The sequence below is a fragment of the Sphingomonas astragali genome (genome assembly GCF_051400615.1).
Classification (GTDB): domain Bacteria; phylum Pseudomonadota; class Alphaproteobacteria; order Sphingomonadales; family Sphingomonadaceae; genus Sphingomonas.
Genome location: NZ_JBLFFH010000001.1, coordinates 453,016 through 469,968 on the forward strand (window position 1 = coordinate 453,016; position 16,953 = coordinate 469,968).

Genomic DNA, 16,953 nt, shown 5'->3' on the forward strand with positions numbered 1-16,953 from the left:
ATCCCCTGCCGTGCGAGCGCCGTTGAAGGACAGACCGATGAGCGCTGCCACTGCCAGCCTGGCCTCTATGCCGGCTTTCTCTGTCCGCCCTCTAAAGCGGCCGGTCGGCAAAGTCCCAAAGCCAGCCATCCCGCTCTGATCGCTGCCCCAACAGGCCGGCAACGCCGGAGGCCGCGATCGCCTGCCCGAAGACGAGGTCATCTTCCTCGTGATGCCGGACCGCTTCGCCAACGGCGACCTTGCGAGCGATCGCGGCGGGCCCGCCGGCGACCGGATGCAGACCGGATATGCCTGGTTGGATCGACATTCAAATCCTCCCCCGCCTGGGGCAGGATTGAAAAGGGGGCCGGTCCTAGATGCCGACCAGCTGCTCGATCACGCCGAAGATCGGGTGGTGCCGGTCGTCCTCCGCCCAGATCCGCACGGTATCGCCATGCTTCAGGAACGGCGTCCGCGGAGCGCCTTCGCGGATCGTCTCCACGGTCCGCACCTCGGCGATGCAGGAATAGCCGACGCCTCCCTCCGCGATCGGCCGGCCGGGCCCGCCGTCGGCATCGCGGTTGGAGACGGTGCCGGAGCCGATGATCGTGCCCGCCCCCAGCGCCCGCGTCTTCGCGGCGTGCGCGATCAGCGTGCCGAAGTCGAAGGTCATGTCCTCGCCCGCCTCGGCGCGGCCGAACGGCTGGCCGTTGACGTCGACCATCAGCCTGCGGTGAAGCTTGCCGTCCCGCCACCAGTCGCCGAGCGCATCGGGGGTCGCGAACACGGGCGAGAAGGCGCTCGCCGGCTTGGACTGGAAGAAGCCGAAGCCCTTGGCCAGCTCGCCGGGGATCAGGTTGCGCAGCGACACGTCGTTGGTGAGCCCGACCAGCCGCACCGCCGTCAGCGCCTCCTCGCGCGAGGCGCCGAGCGGCACGTCGCCGGTCACCACTACGACCTCGGCCTCGAGGTCGCAGCCCCAGCTCTCTTCGGCGAGCGGGATCGGATCGCGCGGTCCCAGGAAGCCGTCGGAGCCGCCCTGGTACATCAGCGGATCGTGCCAGAAGCTCTCCGGCATCTCCGCCCCGCGCGCCTGCCGCACGAGGGCGACATGATTCACATAGGCCGAGCCGTCCGCCCATTGATAGGCGCGCGGCAGGGGCGCCGCCGCCTCGCGTTCGTGGAACCGCTCGCGTGGGATCGCTTCATGCTCCAGGTCCGTGGCGAGGTTCCGGAGCGCGCCTTCGACCTGCTCCCAATCGTCGAGCGCCGCCTGCAGCGTCGGCGCGACCAGGCTCGCGTCCGCGCACCAGGCGAGATCGTTCGATACCACCACCAGCCGCCCATCACGGCCGCCCTTCAGGCTTGCGAGCTTCATCCGCCTCTCCTTGCTGCGTCGGTCCATGGCGGCAGCAGACGGCGATGTCGAGCGGTGGTGACGCAGGTGCGCGGTTGACTCGGGAGACCGCGGGGGCACAATCGCCGAGCCATGCCCGCGCGGACCTTTCTCAACCATCCCGGCGAGATGGCGGCGCGAATCCGCGATACGGACTGGTCGGACCATCCGCTCGGCCGGCCGGAGACCTGGCCGGACGCGCTGCGGGTGGCGATCAACATCTGCCTGGGTTCGAGCTTCCCCACCGCCATCTACTGGGGGCCGGAGCTTCATCTCCTCTACAACGACGCCTGGGCGCCGGTCCTCGCCGAGCGCCATCCCGGCGGCCTCGGCCGGCCTGCCGCCGAGGTGTGGCCGGACATCTGGGAGATCATCGGCCCGCAATTCGCGGCGGTGCTGCGCGGCGAGGCCTGCTCCGCCTATGACCAGATGCTGCCGATGCTGCGGGGCGGCGTAGTGCGCGAGACCTATTGGAACTACTCGCTCTCGCCGATCCGCGACGACGGCGGCGCGATCGCCGGCGTCTTCAACCAGGGCAACGAGACCACCGCCCATGTGATCGCCGAACGCGAACGCAGGATCGAGATCGACCGGATGCGCGAGCTGTTCCAGCAGACGCCCGGCGCCGTCGCGGTGCTGCAGGGCCCCGATCATGTCTTCGCGCTCGGCAACGACGCCTATATGGAACTGATCGGCCGTCGCCCGATCCTCGGCATGACCGTCGCCGAAGCGCTGCCGGAAGTCGTCGAGCAGGGCTTCGTCGACCTGCTCGACAGCGTCTATGCGACCGGCAAGGCCTTCCGCGCCAGCGCACAGCCGGTCCGGCTGATCCGCACGCCCGGCGCTCCGCCGGAAGAGCGCATCCTCGACTTCGTCTATCAGCCGATCCTCAACCGCCGCGGCGAGGTCACCGACATCTTCGTTCAGGCGACCGACGTCACCGACCGCGCGCGGGCCGAACAGGCGGCGCGGGCCAGCGAGGAGCGGCTCGAGCTCGCGCTCGACGCGTCGATGGGAATCGGCATCTGGGACTGGGACATCGTCAACGGGCTGGCGCGATCCGACACCCGCTTCGCCAAGCTCTATGGCCTCCCCACCGAGGAGGCGATGGCAGGCATCCCGCTCGCCGCCTTCTTCGAGCGCGTCCATCCCGACGACGCGCCGCGCGTGCTGGCGGCGGTCGAGCATTCGGTCGAGACCGGCGCACCCTTCAACGAGGAATATCGGCTGCTCGGGCCCGATGGCGCGATCATCTGGGTCGCGGCGCAGGGGCGGGCGGTCTATGACGCGGGTGGTCGGCCGGTGCGGTTCCCCGGCGTCAGCTTCGACGTCACCAAGCGGCACGAGGCCGAGGACCGCGCTCGCGCCGCCGCGGACGACCTCAGGATCGCGACCGAGGCGCAGGGCTTCCTGTTCCGCCTTGCCGAGCGCCTGCGCCGGCTCGATTCGCCCGCCGCGATCATGCGGCTGTCGGCGACCGCGCTCGGCCGGCGGATCGTTGCCGACCGGGTCGGCTTCTACCGTGCGCTTTCGGGGGAGGAGGAGATCCAGTTCCTCGCCTGCTGGACCAGCGAGCGCCTGCCGCCGCTCGGCGGAACCATGGCGCTCGCGGACATCGGCAGCGCCGGGCTTGCCGCCTATCGCGTCGGCGAAACCCGCGTGGTCGCCGATTTCGGCAGCGATCCCACCACTCGAGACGCGGCGATCGGCCGGCTGATGGCGGCAGCGATCAGCGTGCCGCTCCGCCGCCACGGGCAATGGGCGGGCTGCCTGTTCGTCAACCAGGCCGTACCGCGCCGCTGGACCGCCGACGAGATTGCACTGGTCGAGGCGGTGGCGGAGATCGCCTGGGATGCGGCCGACCGCGCCAATGCCGCCGCGGCGCTCCGCGAGAGCGAGGAGAAGTTCCGCGCGATCGCCAATTCGATCGACCAGATGGTGTGGTCGTCGCTCGCCGATGGCCGGCACGATTTCTACAACGAGCGCTGGTACGCGTTCACGGGTGCGGCGGAGGGATCGATCGAGGGCTGGAACGACCTCGTCCACCCTGACGAGCGCGATCGGGCGCGTGCCGCATGGCAGCGCAGCCTCGCGACCGGCGAACCCTATCGGATCGAATATCGGCTGCGCCATCGTCCCTCCGGCGGCTATCGCTGGGTGCTCGCCTCCGCCCAGCCGGTACGCGACGAGCAGGGCCGGATCAGGCGCTGGTTCGGCACCTGCACCGACATCCAGGAGATCGTCGAGGCGCGCGAGGTGTTGGCCCGGTCGCGCGCCGACCTGGAGGCGGCCGTGGCGGAGCGGAGCGAGCAGCTCATGGCGGCCGAGGAGCAGCTCCGCCAGGCGCAGAAGATGGAGGCGATCGGGCAGCTCACCGGCGGCATCGCGCATGATTTCAACAATATGCTCGCGGTGGTGATCGGCGCGCTGGACATGATGGAGCGTCGGCTCGGCCAGGGCCGCACCGATGTCGGCCGCTATGTCGAGGCCGCGCGCGACGGCGCTGCCCGCGCCGCCGCGCTCACGCAGCGGCTGCTCGCCTTCTCGCGCCAGTCGCCGCTTGCGCCCGCGGCGGTCGACATGAACGCGATGATCGCCGGCATGGTCGATCTGCTCGCGCGCACGATCGGCGAGAGCATCGTCGTCGAGACCGCGCTCGACGACGGGCTGTGGCCGGCGACCGCGGACCCGAGCCAGCTCGAGAACGCGATCCTCAACCTCGCGGTCAATGCGCGCGACGCGATGCCGCAGGGCGGCCGGCTGACGATCGCAACCGCCAGGCGCACCCTCGGCCAGGGGGAGGCGCGCGCGCGTGGCCTTTCCGCCGGCGACTATGTCGAAGTCGCCGTCAGCGACACCGGCGTCGGCATGAGCTCCGATGTCGCCGTCAAAGCGTTCGATCCGTTCTTCACCACCAAGGCAGTGGGCAGGGGGACCGGGCTCGGCCTCAGCCAGGTGTTCGGCTTCGTCCACCAGTCGGGCGGCCATGTCGCGCTCGAAACCGCGCCGGGCGAGGGCACGACGGTCCGGCTGCTGCTGCCGCGCGACGGCGGCGCCGCGGTGCCGGCGCCGGGCCGGCGCGGTGCCGGCGCCGAGCTGCCGCATGGTAACGAGGTGGTGCTGGTGGTCGAGGACGACGAGCGCGTCCGCGCCTATTCAGTCGAGGCGCTGAGCGATCTCGGCTATCGGGTGGTCGAGGCGCCCGACGGCGGCACGGCGCTCAGGCTGATCGAGGGCGGCCAGGCGGCCGACCTGCTGTTCACCGACGTGGTGATGCCGGAGATGACCGGCCGCGAGCTCGCCGAGGCGGCTCGCGCGCGGCTGCCGGCGCTGCGCGTGCTCTACACCAGCGGCTATACCCGCGATGCAGTCGAACCGGTCGGCGGCACGGTGCTCCGCAAGCCGTTCGATGTCACGACGCTCGCCGTCCATATCCGCGAGGCGCTGGACGCCTGACGGCTTGGGCATGGACCTGCCAGCCGCGCTGCTCTAGGGCCGCGCGCGGCAGTTGGAGGACTTGGGAAATTGGCCAATGTCGCGGTGATCGGCGCCCAATGGGGCGACGAGGGCAAGGGAAAGATCGTCGACTGGCTCGCCGAGCGCGCCGACGTGGTGGTGCGCTTCCAAGGCGGGCACAATGCCGGCCATACGCTGGTGGTGGGCGGCAAGACGTACAAGCTGGCTCTGCTGCCCTCGGGCGTGGTGCGCGGCACGCTGAGCGTGATCGGCAACGGCGTGGTGTTCGATCCCTGGCATTTCCGCGACGAGGTGAACCGGATCGCAGAGCAGGGCGTGGCGATCACCCCCGAGGTGCTCCACGTCGCCGAGACTGCGCCGCTGATCCTGCCGCTCCACCGCGACCTCGACGCGCTGCGCGAGGACGCCTCGGGCGCGGGCAAGATCGGCACCACCCGCCGCGGCATCGGCCCCGCCTATGAGGACAAGGTCGGCCGCCGGGCGATCCGGCTGTGCGATCTCGCCCATCTCGACGATCTCGAGCTCCAGCTCGACCGCCTGTGCGCGCATCACGACGCGCTGCTCGCCGGCTTCGGCAAGCCGCCGGTCGACCGCGCCGCGCTGATGGAGGAGCTGCGCGACATCGCCGGTTTCGTGCTGCCCTATGCCAGGCCGGTGTGGGTGACGCTCAACGAGGCGCGCGACCGCGGCGCCCGCATCCTGTTCGAAGGCGCGCAGGGCGTGCTGCTCGACGTCGACCACGGCACCTACCCGTTCGTCACCTCGTCGAACACGGTGGCGGGCACCGCCTCGGCCGGCTCGGGGCTGGGGCCGAGCCGGGTCGGTTTCGTGCTGGGGATCGTCAAGGCCTATACGACCCGCGTCGGCTCGGGACCCTTCCCGACCGAGCAGGACAACGAGATCGGCGACTATCTGGGGACGCGCGGCCGCGAGTTCGGGGTCAACACCGGGCGCAAGCGGCGCTGCGGCTGGTTCGACGCGGTGCTGGTGCGCCAGTCGGCGGCGGTGAGCGGCATCACCGGCATCGCGCTGACCAAGCTCGATATCCTCGACGGGCTCGAGGAGATCAGGATCTGCACCGGCTACAGGCTCGGCGACAGGCACTTCGACTATCTGCCGCCGCACCCGCAGGACCAGGCGGCGGTCGAGCCGATCTATGAGACGATGCAGGGGTGGAGCGAATCCACCGCCGGCGCACGCAGCTGGGCGGAGCTGCCGGCTCAGGCGATCAAATACATTCGGCGGATCGAGGAGCTGATCCGCTGTCCGGTCACGCTGGTCTCGACCAGTCCGGAGCGCGAGGACACGATCCTAGTCCGCGATCCGTTCGCGGACTAGGAACGCTTCCCACTGATTACATCGTCGCGTTCGGCGGCGTACCCGTGTCCGGAGTCGTGGAGGTGTCCGGCGTGGTCGTGGTGTCCGGCGAGGTCGGGGTGGTCGAATTTTCCGGCATCGTCGAGTTGTTGGCAGACCAGTTCTGCGGACCCGAATCCGCCGGAGCCGACGCAACGTGAGCGATGGCGGCGGTGGAGCCGCAAAGAATCAGAAGGCTGGCAACAGTAGCTTTGCGCATGACTTACTCCCTCATGGACGCCGTGATGGCGTACCCGAGGAATTAACGCGCCGATCCCGGCCATGGCACCAATTGTGGCAGAAATTCGTCCTGCAAAAGGTGCGGTTAGCCGTGCATTGTGCTTGCGAAACGATTAGCCGATCAAGCTAGATCATTCATTTCTAGTTCATTTTCAGCCGCATTGTGCCCGATGAAGCAGCTTCTGGTCGGCAAGGACCAGCGCCATCATTGCCTCGACTACGGGTACTCCGCGGATGCCGACGCACGGGTCATGGCGGCCTTTGGTGGCGATCGTCGTCGCCTCGCCCTCGCTGGTTATTGTCTCGACCGGGGTCAGGATCGAGCTGGTCGGCTTGAACGCGACACGCATCCTCACCGGCTGCCCCGTCGAGATGCCGCCTGCGATCCCGCCCGCGTGATTGGAGAGGAAGCGCGGGCCTTCGTTGCCAGGCCGCATCGCGTCGGCATTCTCCTCGCCGGAGTGCGCCGCCGCGATGAAGCCGTCGCCGATCTCGACGCCCTTTACGGCGTTGATCCCCATGCAGGCGTGAGCCAGTTCGGCGTCGAGCTTGGCGTAGAGAGGTGCGCCCCAGCCGGGGGGCACGCCGGCCGCCTCGCAGGCGACCACGGCGCCGAGCGACGATCCCGCCTTGCGCGCGGCATCGATCTTGACCTCCCAACGCGCGGCCGCTGCGGCGTCGGGGGAGAAGAAGGGATTGCGGTCGATCTCCTCGGGATCAAAACTGGCCGGGTCGATCGCATCGCCGCCGATCGACTCCACCCAGCCGCGGATCGTCACTTCCGGGATCACGAGCCGCGCGACCGCGCCGGCCGCGACCCGCATCGCCGTCTCGCGCGCGGAGGACCGCCCGCCGCCGCGCGGGTCGCGGAATCCGTATTTGGCGTCATAGGCATAGTCGGCATGTCCGGGTCGGTAAGCGCGCGCGACCTCCGAATAGTCCTTGGAGCGCTGGTCGACATTCTCGATCAGCAGGCCGATCGGCGTGCCGGTCGTCCGCCCCTCGAACACGCCGGAGAGGATGCGCACCTCGTCGGGCTCGCGCCGCTGCGTGGTGAAGCGCGACTGTCCCGGCCGCCGCTTGTCGAGCCAGGGCTGGATGTCGGTTTCCGACAGCGCGATCCCCGGCGGGCACCCGTCCACCACCGCGCCGATCGCCGGGCCGTGGCTCTCCCCCCAGGTGGTGAAGCGGAAGACGTGGCCGAAGCTGTTGTAGCTCACGCCGCTTCCCCCAGTGCCGCGAACGCCGGCGCATGGACCGCCGCGCCGCGCACGCCGCAGGGCATGGCCCCCTGCTGCAGCGGCAAGGCCATGAAATACTCTCCGGCATAGGGGGAGTCGAAGCCCTGCGCCCAATCGGCGGCAAAGCCGAATCGCTCGTAGAAACCAGGCTCGCCGAGCACGAAGCACAGGATCGTGCCGGCATCGGCGAGATGGGCCAGCCCCGCCTGGATCAGCGCCTCCGCCACGCCCTGGCGGCGATAGCGATCGGCGACCGCGACCGGCGCCAGTGCGACCGCGGCGATCGGTCGGCCGGCGATGTCGACCGTCATCCGGCTGAACGCGATGACGCCCGCCAACTGCCCGGTGTCCTCGTCGTCGGCGATCAGCGTCAGCACCATGTCGCCGTCCACGCAGAGCCGCTGCACCAGGTGCGCCTCGTCGGGCGCGGGGAACGACGCGCGCAGCAGCGCGTCGATCGCCGCCACGTCGCCTCCGGTCGCGGTTCGGATCGCGAAGGTCATGCGCCGCGGTCAGGCCAGCGCGATGTCGGGCGCGTCCTCGGCCTTCATGCCGATGACGTTATAGCCGGCGTCGACGTGGTGGATCTCGCCGGTCACGCCCGAGGAGAGGTCGCTCAGCAGGTAGAGTCCGGCGCCGCCGACGTCCTCGATCGTCACGTTGCGGCGAAGCGGCGAGTTGAGCTCGTTCCATTTGAGGATGTAGCGGAAGTCGCCGATTCCGCTCGCCGCCAGCGTCTTGATCGGACCCGCCGAGATCGCGTTCACGCGGATGTTCTCCGGTCCCAGATCCATCGCGAGATATTTGACCGACGTGTCGAGCGCCGACTTGGCGACGCCCATGACGTTGTAATGCGGCACCACCTTCTCCGAGCCGTAATAGGTCAGCGTCAGCAGCGAGCCGCCGTTCGGCATCAGCGGTCGCGCGCGCTGGGCCACCGCGGTGAACGAATAGACGCTGATGTTCATCGTCATCAGGAAATTGTCGAGGCTGGTGTCGTAATAGCGGCCGCGCAGCTCGTTCTTGTCGGAAAAGCCGATCGCGTGGACGACGAAGTCGATCGTCGGCCAACGCTCCTTGAGCGCATCGAAGGTGCGGTCGAGCGCCGCCATGTCGGAGACGTCGCAGTCGATCAGGAAATCCTGCCCGAGCTGCTCGGCGAGCGGGCGCACCCGCCGCTCGAGCGACTCGCCCTGGTAGCTGAACGCCATCTCGGCGCCATGGTCGGCGAGCTGACGCGCGATCCCCCAGGCCAGCGACCGATCATTGGCGAGCCCCATGATCAGCCCGCGCTTGCCCTGCATCAATCCGGTCACGCCGTCCGCGCCTCCCTGTGGTTGGTTTCGGCGGCTTCTAGACCTTTAGCATCCGGCTCCGCCAGTGCCGCGTTCAGATGCGCGCCGAACACGAGGCCGAGCCCCACCAGATAGAAGAACAGCAGCGCCACGATCACCCCGGCGAGACTGCCATAGGTGAGGTCGTAGTTGGTGAAGCGTGCGATCACCGCGGGCAGCAGCGCGGTGATCCCCACCCACCAGGCGGTGGTGAACAGCGCGCCCGGCCATTTGCGGCACGCCGACTTGCGATACTTGCCCGGCGTCACCGACAGGAACAGCATGTAGAGCGCGCCGAACATCACCACGCCGGGAATCGCGCGCGAGATGCCGATCCAGCGGGCGACGTCCTCGGCATGGGGCAGCAGCCGGTATACGAACTGCTCGACGCCGAGCAGGACGCCCTGCACCACCAGCGACAGCAGCGCCAGGATCACCGCGGCGACGATCACCGCCGCCGATCCCAGCCGGTACCGCCAGAAGGAACGCGTCGCGCGCACGCCATAGGCGCGGCGGAAGATGTCGCGCAGCGTCTCGACGAAGCTGCCCACGGTCCACAGGCCGACGAGCGCGCCGAACCACAGCACCGCCCCCTGCCGCGCCGCCAGCACGTCGCGGATCGGCTTGCGCAGGATGTCGCTCACCTCGGGCGGCAGGACGTGGAGGAAGGAGGCGACCGCGCGCTGCGTCTCCGGTCCCTGGCCGAGCAGCGAGGCGATCGCCGCGGCGACGATGAAGAAGGGAAACACGGTCAGCAGCGCGAGATAGGCGAGGTTGCCCGCGTGGATGAAGCCGTCGTTGTAGACGCCGATCGCAGCGCGCTTGACGATCTCCCAGGCCGAGACGAACGGATGGCGTCGGTCGAGCCGACGCTCGCTCTCGGGGTGCTCCGCGCGTTCCTCGGGGGAAAGGGGCGAGACCTCGGCCACGCCGGTCAGACGTCCATCCGGCCCCTGGGGTTCCCGCGGTCCTTGCCGGGCCAGCCCTGCACGAATTCGACCAGCGCGTCGTCGTCGACCGGCAGGTCGACCATCAAGGTCACGAGCTGGTCGCCGCGCCCGCCGCCCTTCCGGTGGAAGCCGCGGCCCTTGAGGCGGAGCACCTTGCCCGAGGTCGAGCCCTTCGGGATCGACAGCATCACCGCGCCGTCGACGGTGGGCACGCGCACCTGGGCGCCGAGCACCGCCTCGGCCAGGCTGACCGGCAGGTCGAGCCGCACGTCGTCGCCGTCGCGGGTGAAGAAGCGGTGCGGCTGCACCTCGACCGTGACGATCGCGTCGCCGAAGCCGCCCGGTCCCTCCTCGCCCTTGCCGGCGAGGCGCATCTGCGTGCCGGTCTCGACGCCGGCGGGCAGCTTGATGTCGATCGTCTTGCCGTCGCGCAGCGTCACCCGCTGAGGGGCGAGCGTCGCCGCATCCTCGAAGCGGACGGCGAGGCGGTAGGGGACGTTCGCGCCCTTGGCCGCGCCCCGGCGCCCGAACCCGCCGAACCCGCCGGTGAAGCCGCCGCCACCGCGCGCGGCGCCGCCGAACAGCCCCTCGAAGATATCGGTGAAGTCGCTGCCGCCGTCGTTGAACTCGAAGCCGGCGGTGCCCGGCCGCGCCCCGGCGCCCGCGCGCCCGCCGCCGAAGCCGAACGGCATCGTCGGGTTGCCGTCGCCGTCGATCTCGCCGCGGTCGAAGCGGGCGCGCCTGTCCTTGTCGGTCAGGAGGTCATAGGCCGAGGTCACCTGCGCGAATCGCTCGGCGGCCTTGGGATTGTCCTGGTTGCGGTCGGGATGCAGCTCCTTGGCGAGCTTGCGATACGCCTTCTTGATCTCGTCTTCGGACGCGCCGCGGGCGACTCCAAGGGTTGCGTAGGGATCTGCCATATCCACGCCTATTTGGGTGAAGCGGCGCCGGAGCGCAATTCGCTCGTGAATCGCGCCTGTTGAAGCACCAGTGCTCCTGCCTTCGCAGGAGCACGAGTCCGCTCGATTCTAGAGGTCCGGCAGCACCTGGGCGGATTCGCCCCAATGCTCCAGCGTATGGCTGTTGGCGCGTTCGATCAGCCGGGCGACATCGCGCACCGTGAAAGCCGCCGGGCTGTCCACGTCCCGGAGCTCGGTCCAGCTCACCGGCGCCGCCACCGGCGCGCCCGGCCGCGCCCGCACGACATAGGGGAGCACCGCGGTCGCGCCGCGCTGGTTGCGCAGGTAATCGAGGAAGATGCGGCCCTTGCGCTTGGCCTTGGCCATGTTGGCGGTGAAGCGCTCGGGCTCGGCCTCGCCCAGGGCGCGGGCGAAGCGTTCGGCGAAGCTCCTGACCGCCGACCATTCCGCCTGCGGCTGGAGCGGCACGACGACGTGCACGCCCTTGCCGCCCGACAGCATCGGATAGCTGGTGAGGCCGATGTCGGCGAGCTGCTGCTTCAGATCCTCTGCGGCTTTCTTGACCGCGGCAAAGCCGAGCCCCTCGTCGGGATCGAGGTCGAACACCATCCGATCGGGCTTCTCGATGTCCGCGACCAGGCTGCCCCAGCCGTGGAACTCGATCGTCCCCATCTGGACGCAGGTGAGCAGCCCTTCGAGATCGGAGACGTAGAGATAAGGTTCGACCGACCCGTCCTTCTCGCGCACGTCGACATGGTGGACGTGCTCGCCGAAGCTGCCGGCGTCGTGCTTCTGGAAGAAGCATTTCTTGGCGCGGCCCTGCGGGCATCGCACCAGGCTGATCGGCCGATCGGCGAGCCAGGGCAGCAGGATCGGCGCGACCGCGGCATAATAGTCCGCGAGACCGCCCTTGGTGAGCCTGCTGCTAGGCTCGATCACCCGGCCCGGGTTGCTGATCCGGATCGGCAGCTCGGGCGCTTTCGGCACCGGCACCGGCTTCTCGGCGACCACGTCCTTCGGCGTCTTGTCCTCGCGTAGTCCGATGAAGCTCGCGTGCCGCACGACATCCTCCGCGGTGAATTCGCTGAACGCGATCTCCGCGACCAGCTCGGGCCTCACCCAATGCGCGCCCCGCGTCGCGGCACGCGGCGCCTTCACCGTCGGCGTATCGGCGGCGAGACGGTCGAGCCGTTCGCGCAGGTCGATCATCGTCTCGCCGTCGAAGCCGGTGCCGACCTTGCCGGCATAGGTGAGCCCCTCGGGTCCATTCACCGCCAGCAGCAGCGCGCGGAAGCCGCGTCGCGCCTTGTCGCTCGGCGTCCAGCCGACGATCACGAACTCCTGGCGGCGGATGCACTTGGTCTTGAGCCACGCCTTGGTGCGCTCGCCGCGATAGGGGGCGTCGGCGCGCTTGGAGACCACGCCCTCGTAGCCCTCCTTGCACATCGCCTCGAACAGCTGCTCGCCGGAGCCGACGACATGCTCGGAGAAGCGCAGCGGCTCTCCCGCCTTGTCGAGCAGCGGGCGCAGCCGCTCCTTGCGCTGGACCTGCGGCAGGCGCGTCAGATCCTCACCGTCGAGCTCGAGCAGGTCGAAGGCGAAGAAGATCAGGTCCTGTCGCCCCTCCGACAGCGCTTCCTGCAAGGTCGAGAAGTCAGGCTTGCCGTCCGTGAACGCCACGGCCTCGCCGTCGATCAGTGCGGTCGCGACCGGCAGCTTCGCGGCGGCGCGGGCGATGTCGGCGAACTTGTCGGTCCAGTCGAGGCCGGTGCGGGTATAGACCTTGGCCTTGCCCCCGCCGACCGCGATCAGGGCGCGGTAGCCGTCGAGCTTCATCTCGTGCAGCCAGCCGTTGCCGGCGGGGACGGTGTCGACCAGCGTGGCGAGCTGGACAGAACGGAACTCCGGCAGCTCTCCGTCGCCCCGGCGGAGGCCTGGGCCGCCGGGTTTCTTCTGACCGCCCGATCCACCGGCCGGCCCCAGCCTCCGCCGGGGCGACGCATGAGCCTTCCTCCCCTCGGCGATCTCCTGCATCGTCCGGCCGGTCTTGATGCTCGTGAGCCCGGTCTCGACCAATTCGTCGGTACCGCCCGCCGCGGCGTCGTCGATCTTGCGCAGCAGCCAGTTCTCGGTCCGCTCCCTGGCGCGGGGCCTCAGGCGGATCAGCAGCCATTCGCCCTTCATACGCTCGCCGTCGAGGCGGAAGTGGAGGTGGCCCTTCTCCAGGTCCTTCGACGATTTGCCCTCGACCGGCGCCCAGATGCCGTCGTCCCACAGCATCACCGTGCCGCCGCCGTACTCGCCCTTGGGGATCGTTCCCTCGAAATCGGCATAGGACAGCGGATGGTCCTCGGTGCGCACCGCCAGCCGCTTCTCCGCGGGGTCGAGGCTGGGGCCGCGCGTCACTGCCCAGCTCTTGAGCACCCCGTCCAGCTCCAGCCGGAAGTCCCAGTGCAGCCGGGTCGCATCGTGCTTCTGGACGATGAAGCGGCGGCCCTTGCCTTCGGCGATCCGGCCCGCCGGCTCCGCCGTCTTGGTGAAGTCGCGCTTGGCGTTGTATTTCGCGAGGAGATCAGCCTTCGCCATCGCGATGCGCCTCCATCGGTTTGGGTTCGATCAGGCGCGCCAGCGTCAGCAGCGCCACAGGCTTCCAGCCGATCGCAAGCAGGACGGGCACGTTGAGATCCATCGCGTCAGGCACGCTTGCGCGCCGGCGCCTTCCGGGCGGCCGGCTTGCGCGCGGTGGATTTGCGTGCCGGCGCCTTCTTCGCCCCCTCGCTCGCCGGCGGGCCCGGGCGCTCCAGGCTCTTCTTGAGCGCCGCCATCAGGTCGACGACGTTGTGGCCGGTCGGCCGGCCCTCGTCCTTCTCCTCGATGATCTTGCGGCCCTTCGACTTCACCTTGCGCTCGATGAGGTGCTTGAGCGCATCGACGTAGCGGTCGTGGAACTCCTTGGGATCGAACTTCGCCGTCTTCTTCTCGATCAGCGTGGTGGCGAGGTCGAGCAGGTCCTCGTCGGGCTCGCTGTCGGGGATGTCGCGGAAATAGCCCTGCGCCTTGTTGACCTCGTCGGCGTAGCGCAGCGTCTCCAGCACCATGCCGCGCCCGCAGGGCTTGAGGCTCACCACATATTCGCGCCCGCGCATCGCCAGCTGGCCGAGGCCGACCTTGCGGCTGCGGCGCAACGCCTCGCGCAGGACGATGAACGCCTCTTCGGCGAGGTCGTCGGCGGGCACCACGAAATAGGGGCGCTCATAATAGAGCACGTCGATCTCGTCGGCGTCGACGAATTGCGTCAGCTCCAGCGTCTTCTTCGATTCGAGCTTGACCGCGTCGATCTCGTCCTGCTCGAGCAGGACATATTCGCCCTTCTCGAGCTCATAGCCCTTCATGATCTCGTCGGGGTCGATCGGACCGATGCCGGGCACGACCTTCTCGTACTTGATCCGCTTGCCCGAGGGCTCATGGACCTGGTGGAAGCTGATCTGCGCCCCCGATTTGGTCGCGGTGTAGATCTCGACCGGGATGGAGACGAGCGCCAGCCTGATCTGTCCCTGCCAATAGGCGCGTGCCGCCACCGGACCTTGCTCCTTCGTTGCGAGACCGATTCAAAGCATGGGCGGGGGAGTCGTTCCGGCAGGCGGCGGTTCATGCGTTGGCGGAGGCGGTTTCAGGGTTTAAAGGCGCGCGATGGCCGACGATCCCTTCGCTCTGTTCGCCGCCTGGCTCGCCGAAGCCGAGGCGAGCGAGCCCAACGACCCGAACGCGATGGCGCTCGCCACCGCGGACGCTCATGCGTGGCCCTCGGTCCGGATCGTGCTGCTCAAGGGGCATGGGCCCGGCGGCTTCGTCTTCTACACCAACCGCGAGAGCCGCAAGGCGGACGAGCTCGAGGCGAACCCGCGCGCCGCGCTGCTGTTCCATTGGAAATCGCTGCGTCGCCAGGTGCGGATCGAGGGGCTGGTGAGCCGCGCGAGCGATGCCGAGAGCGACGCCTATTTCGCCTCGCGCGGCCGCGATTCGCAGCTGGGCGCCTGGGCGTCGGACCAGTCACGCCCGCTCGATGCGCGCGTGACGTTCGAGGCGCGCTATGCCGAGGCAGGCGCGCGCTTTCCGGGCGCCGTGCCGCGCCCGCCGCATTGGGGCGGCTATCGCGTCGTGCCGGAGCGGATCGAGTTCTGGGAGGATCGCGCGCATCGGCTCCATCATCGCCGCCTGTTCGTTCGTGAAGGCAATGGCTGGTCGGAAGGGCTGCTGTACCCATGATGACCGAGAGCGAACGCCGGCGGATCATCCCGCTCGCGACGCGTGCGGCGCTGTTCAGCGTCGGCATGGCGTGCTTCCTGTTGTGCCTGAAGGGCTTCGCGGCATGGCAGACCGGGTCGGTGGCGATGCTCGGCAGCCTGGCCGACACGGGGCTCGACCTGCTCGCGAGCCTCGTCACCCTCTACGGCGTCCGCCTCGCCGCCGAACCGGCGGATCACGACCATCGCTTCGGCCACGGCAAGGCGGAGGCGCTGGCGGCGCTGTTCCAGGTCGCGCTGATCACCGCGTCGGCCGGAATCATCGCCTGGCGCGCGATCGATCGCTTCCGCAATCCGCAGGCAGGCGCCGACGCCGAGTTCGGCATCGGTGTCTCGCTGGTCGCGATCGCCGCCACCTTCGTGCTGCTCGCCTATCAGCGCCACGTCATCCGCCGCACCGGATCGGTCGCGATCCTCGCCGACAACGTCCATTACCAATCGGACGTGCTGCTCAACCTCGCGGTGATCGCCGCGCTGGCGCTCGACCAGTATTTCGGCGTCACCGGCGCCGATCCGGTGTTCGGCGTGGCGATCGCATTGTGGCTCGCCTGGGGCGCGTTCCAGGCCTCGTCCAACGCGATCGACCAGCTGATGGACAAGGAATGGCCGGAGGCGGATCGGCGCGCCTATATCGAGGTCGCCGCGCGCCAGCCCGGCCTGCTCGGCATCCACGATTTCCGTACGCGCCGCTCGGGCAGCCACGACTTCGCGCAGTTCCATATGGAGGTCGCGCGCGACCTCACCGTCGCGGAGGCGCACGATATCGTCGAGCGCGTCGAGCGCGCGCTGCGCGACGCCTTTCCCAAGGTCGAGGTGCTGATCCATCTCGATCCCGAAGGTCATGTCGACACCGACAATCCGCTGGTCGAGGCCGATGTGACCCCCCATTGGTTCGGGAAACGCCTGTGAGAATCCCTTTCGCGCAGATCGACGCGTTCGCGAGCAAGCCGTTCGAGGGCAATCCGGCGGCGGTGATGCCGCTCGGCGCCTGGCTCGACGACGCGGTGCTCCAGGCGATCGCCGCGGAGAACAACCTCAGCGAGACGGCCTTCCTGGTCCCCGACTCCGGCGCTGATGCGGATTACGAGCTGCGCTGGTTCACGCCCGGCCACGAGGTGCGGCTGTGCGGCCATGCCACGCTGGCGAGCGGCCATTATCTTCTTCAGGGCGATCCGGCGCGATCCGCGGTCCGCTTCCGCACGCGTCGGGCCGGAATCCTCGCCGTCTCGCGTGCGGACACGGGCTATGAGCTCGCGCTGCCGGCCTGGGCGCCGTCGCCCAGGCCTCTGCCCGAAATGGTGGCGGCGCTCGGCGTCGAGGGCGTGGTCGAGACGCTGTGGCGCGAAGGCGGCTACGGCGTGGTCGTGCTCGAATCGGAGGAGGCGGTGCGTGCGCTCCGCCCGGACCTGCGCGCGCTCGCCGCGACGGGAGACCATCAGGCGATCGTCACCGCGCCCGGCCGCAATACCGATATCGTCAGCCGCATGTTCGCGCCGGGTGCCGGCGTCGACGAGGATCCCGTCACCGGCTCCGCCCATGCGGTGGTCGTCCCCTATTGGGCGAAGCGCCTCAACCGCGACCGCTTCACCGCATTCCAGGCGAGCGCGCGCGGAGGCCATCTCGACTGCCGGCTGGAGGGCGAGAACGTCGTGCTCGGCGGCCGCTGCGTGACGGTGATCGAGGGCAGCTTCCTGCTCGGCTGACGCGTTCCGCATCGCGGGCATTGCCCGCGGCCGCGACCGGTCCTAGCTGCGCC

General features: G+C 69.3%; 16 protein-coding genes. 5 read left to right on the top strand and 11 right to left on the bottom strand.

Annotated elements, in window-relative coordinates; genetic code table 11:
- Positions 1-91: 91 nt before the first annotated feature.
- On the bottom strand, positions 92-307 hold the full coding sequence (locus tag ACMGER_RS02245; RefSeq protein WP_436810497.1) for a hypothetical protein: 216 nt from the start codon (positions 305-307) through the stop codon (positions 92-94).
- 45 nt (positions 308-352) lie between these two features.
- Positions 353-1,357, bottom strand: a complete 1,005-nt coding sequence (locus ACMGER_RS02250; protein WP_436810498.1) for a fumarylacetoacetate hydrolase family protein — start codon at positions 1,355-1,357, stop codon at positions 353-355.
- Between the two features lie 111 nt (positions 1,358-1,468).
- Between ACMGER_RS02250 and ACMGER_RS02255 the strand changes: the two genes are divergently transcribed.
- Both ACMGER_RS02255 and ACMGER_RS02260 read left to right on the top strand, forming a co-directional pair.
- Positions 1,469-4,831, top strand: a complete 3,363-nt coding sequence (locus ACMGER_RS02255; protein ID WP_436810499.1) for a PAS domain-containing protein — start codon at positions 1,469-1,471, stop codon at positions 4,829-4,831.
- A gap of 69 nt (positions 4,832-4,900) precedes the next feature.
- Entirely contained in the window at positions 4,901-6,190 is a 1,290-nt protein-coding gene (locus ACMGER_RS02260) for an adenylosuccinate synthase (protein ID WP_436810500.1), read from the top strand.
- A gap of 16 nt (positions 6,191-6,206) precedes the next feature.
- On the opposite strand, the gene ACMGER_RS02265 is transcribed toward ACMGER_RS02260, so the two are convergent.
- From ACMGER_RS02265 to ku, 9 genes are all read right to left on the bottom strand, one after another.
- The gene (locus ACMGER_RS02265; protein WP_436810501.1) at positions 6,207-6,428 is read right to left on the bottom strand and encodes a hypothetical protein; all 222 of its coding nucleotides are present in this window, start codon (positions 6,426-6,428) and stop codon (positions 6,207-6,209) included.
- Positions 6,429-6,600: 172 nt separating this feature from the next.
- A complete protein-coding gene (aroC, locus tag ACMGER_RS02270) occupies positions 6,601-7,668 on the bottom strand; it encodes a chorismate synthase (protein ID WP_436810502.1) in 1,068 nt (355 codons plus the stop codon).
- The gene (locus ACMGER_RS02275; RefSeq protein WP_436810503.1) at positions 7,665-8,192 is read right to left on the bottom strand and encodes a GNAT family N-acetyltransferase; all 528 of its coding nucleotides are present in this window, start codon (positions 8,190-8,192) and stop codon (positions 7,665-7,667) included. The genes aroC and ACMGER_RS02275 overlap by 4 nt, the downstream gene beginning before the upstream one ends.
- Positions 8,193-8,201: 9 nt before the next feature.
- Positions 8,202-9,005: an enoyl-ACP reductase FabI gene (gene fabI / locus ACMGER_RS02280; RefSeq protein WP_436810504.1), complete on the bottom strand. Its 804-nt coding sequence runs from the start codon at positions 9,003-9,005 to the stop codon at positions 8,202-8,204.
- Positions 9,002-9,952 (bottom strand): YihY/virulence factor BrkB family protein, encoded by a 951-nt coding sequence (locus tag ACMGER_RS02285; RefSeq protein WP_436810505.1) that lies wholly within the window; start codon positions 9,950-9,952, stop codon positions 9,002-9,004. Before ACMGER_RS02285 ends, fabI begins: the two co-directional genes overlap by 4 nt.
- Positions 9,953-9,957: 5 nt before the next feature.
- Positions 9,958-10,893 (bottom strand): DnaJ C-terminal domain-containing protein, encoded by a 936-nt coding sequence (locus tag ACMGER_RS02290; RefSeq protein ID WP_436810506.1) that lies wholly within the window; start codon positions 10,891-10,893, stop codon positions 9,958-9,960.
- Between the two features lie 108 nt (positions 10,894-11,001).
- Positions 11,002-13,479: a DNA ligase D gene (ligD, locus tag ACMGER_RS02295; protein ID WP_436810507.1), complete on the bottom strand. Its 2,478-nt coding sequence runs from the start codon at positions 13,477-13,479 to the stop codon at positions 11,002-11,004.
- Positions 13,466-13,594: a hypothetical protein gene (locus tag ACMGER_RS02300; protein ID WP_436810508.1), complete on the bottom strand. Its 129-nt coding sequence runs from the start codon at positions 13,592-13,594 to the stop codon at positions 13,466-13,468. Before ACMGER_RS02300 ends, ligD begins: the two co-directional genes overlap by 14 nt.
- Positions 13,587-14,471, bottom strand: a complete 885-nt coding sequence (ku, locus tag ACMGER_RS02305; protein WP_436810509.1) for a non-homologous end joining protein Ku — start codon at positions 14,469-14,471, stop codon at positions 13,587-13,589. The genes ACMGER_RS02300 and ku overlap by 8 nt, the downstream gene beginning before the upstream one ends.
- Positions 14,472-14,583: 112 nt before the next feature.
- Here ku and pdxH point away from each other — a divergent pair, with 112 nt between their 5' ends.
- Genes pdxH through ACMGER_RS02320 form a run of 3 tightly spaced genes read left to right on the top strand, consistent with a single transcriptional unit; the run spans position 14,584 to position 16,900 of the window.
- Positions 14,584-15,159, top strand: coding sequence for a pyridoxamine 5'-phosphate oxidase (pdxH, locus tag ACMGER_RS02310; RefSeq protein ID WP_436810510.1), 576 nt, complete (start codon positions 14,584-14,586; stop codon positions 15,157-15,159).
- A complete protein-coding gene (locus tag ACMGER_RS02315) occupies positions 15,159-16,106 on the top strand; it encodes a cation diffusion facilitator family transporter (protein WP_436811646.1) in 948 nt (315 codons plus the stop codon). Before pdxH ends, ACMGER_RS02315 begins: the two co-directional genes overlap by 1 nt.
- Positions 16,103-16,900: a PhzF family phenazine biosynthesis protein gene (locus ACMGER_RS02320; protein ID WP_436810511.1), complete on the top strand. Its 798-nt coding sequence runs from the start codon at positions 16,103-16,105 to the stop codon at positions 16,898-16,900. The genes ACMGER_RS02315 and ACMGER_RS02320 overlap by 4 nt, the downstream gene beginning before the upstream one ends.
- The last annotated feature ends 53 nt before the right edge of the window (positions 16,901-16,953 follow it).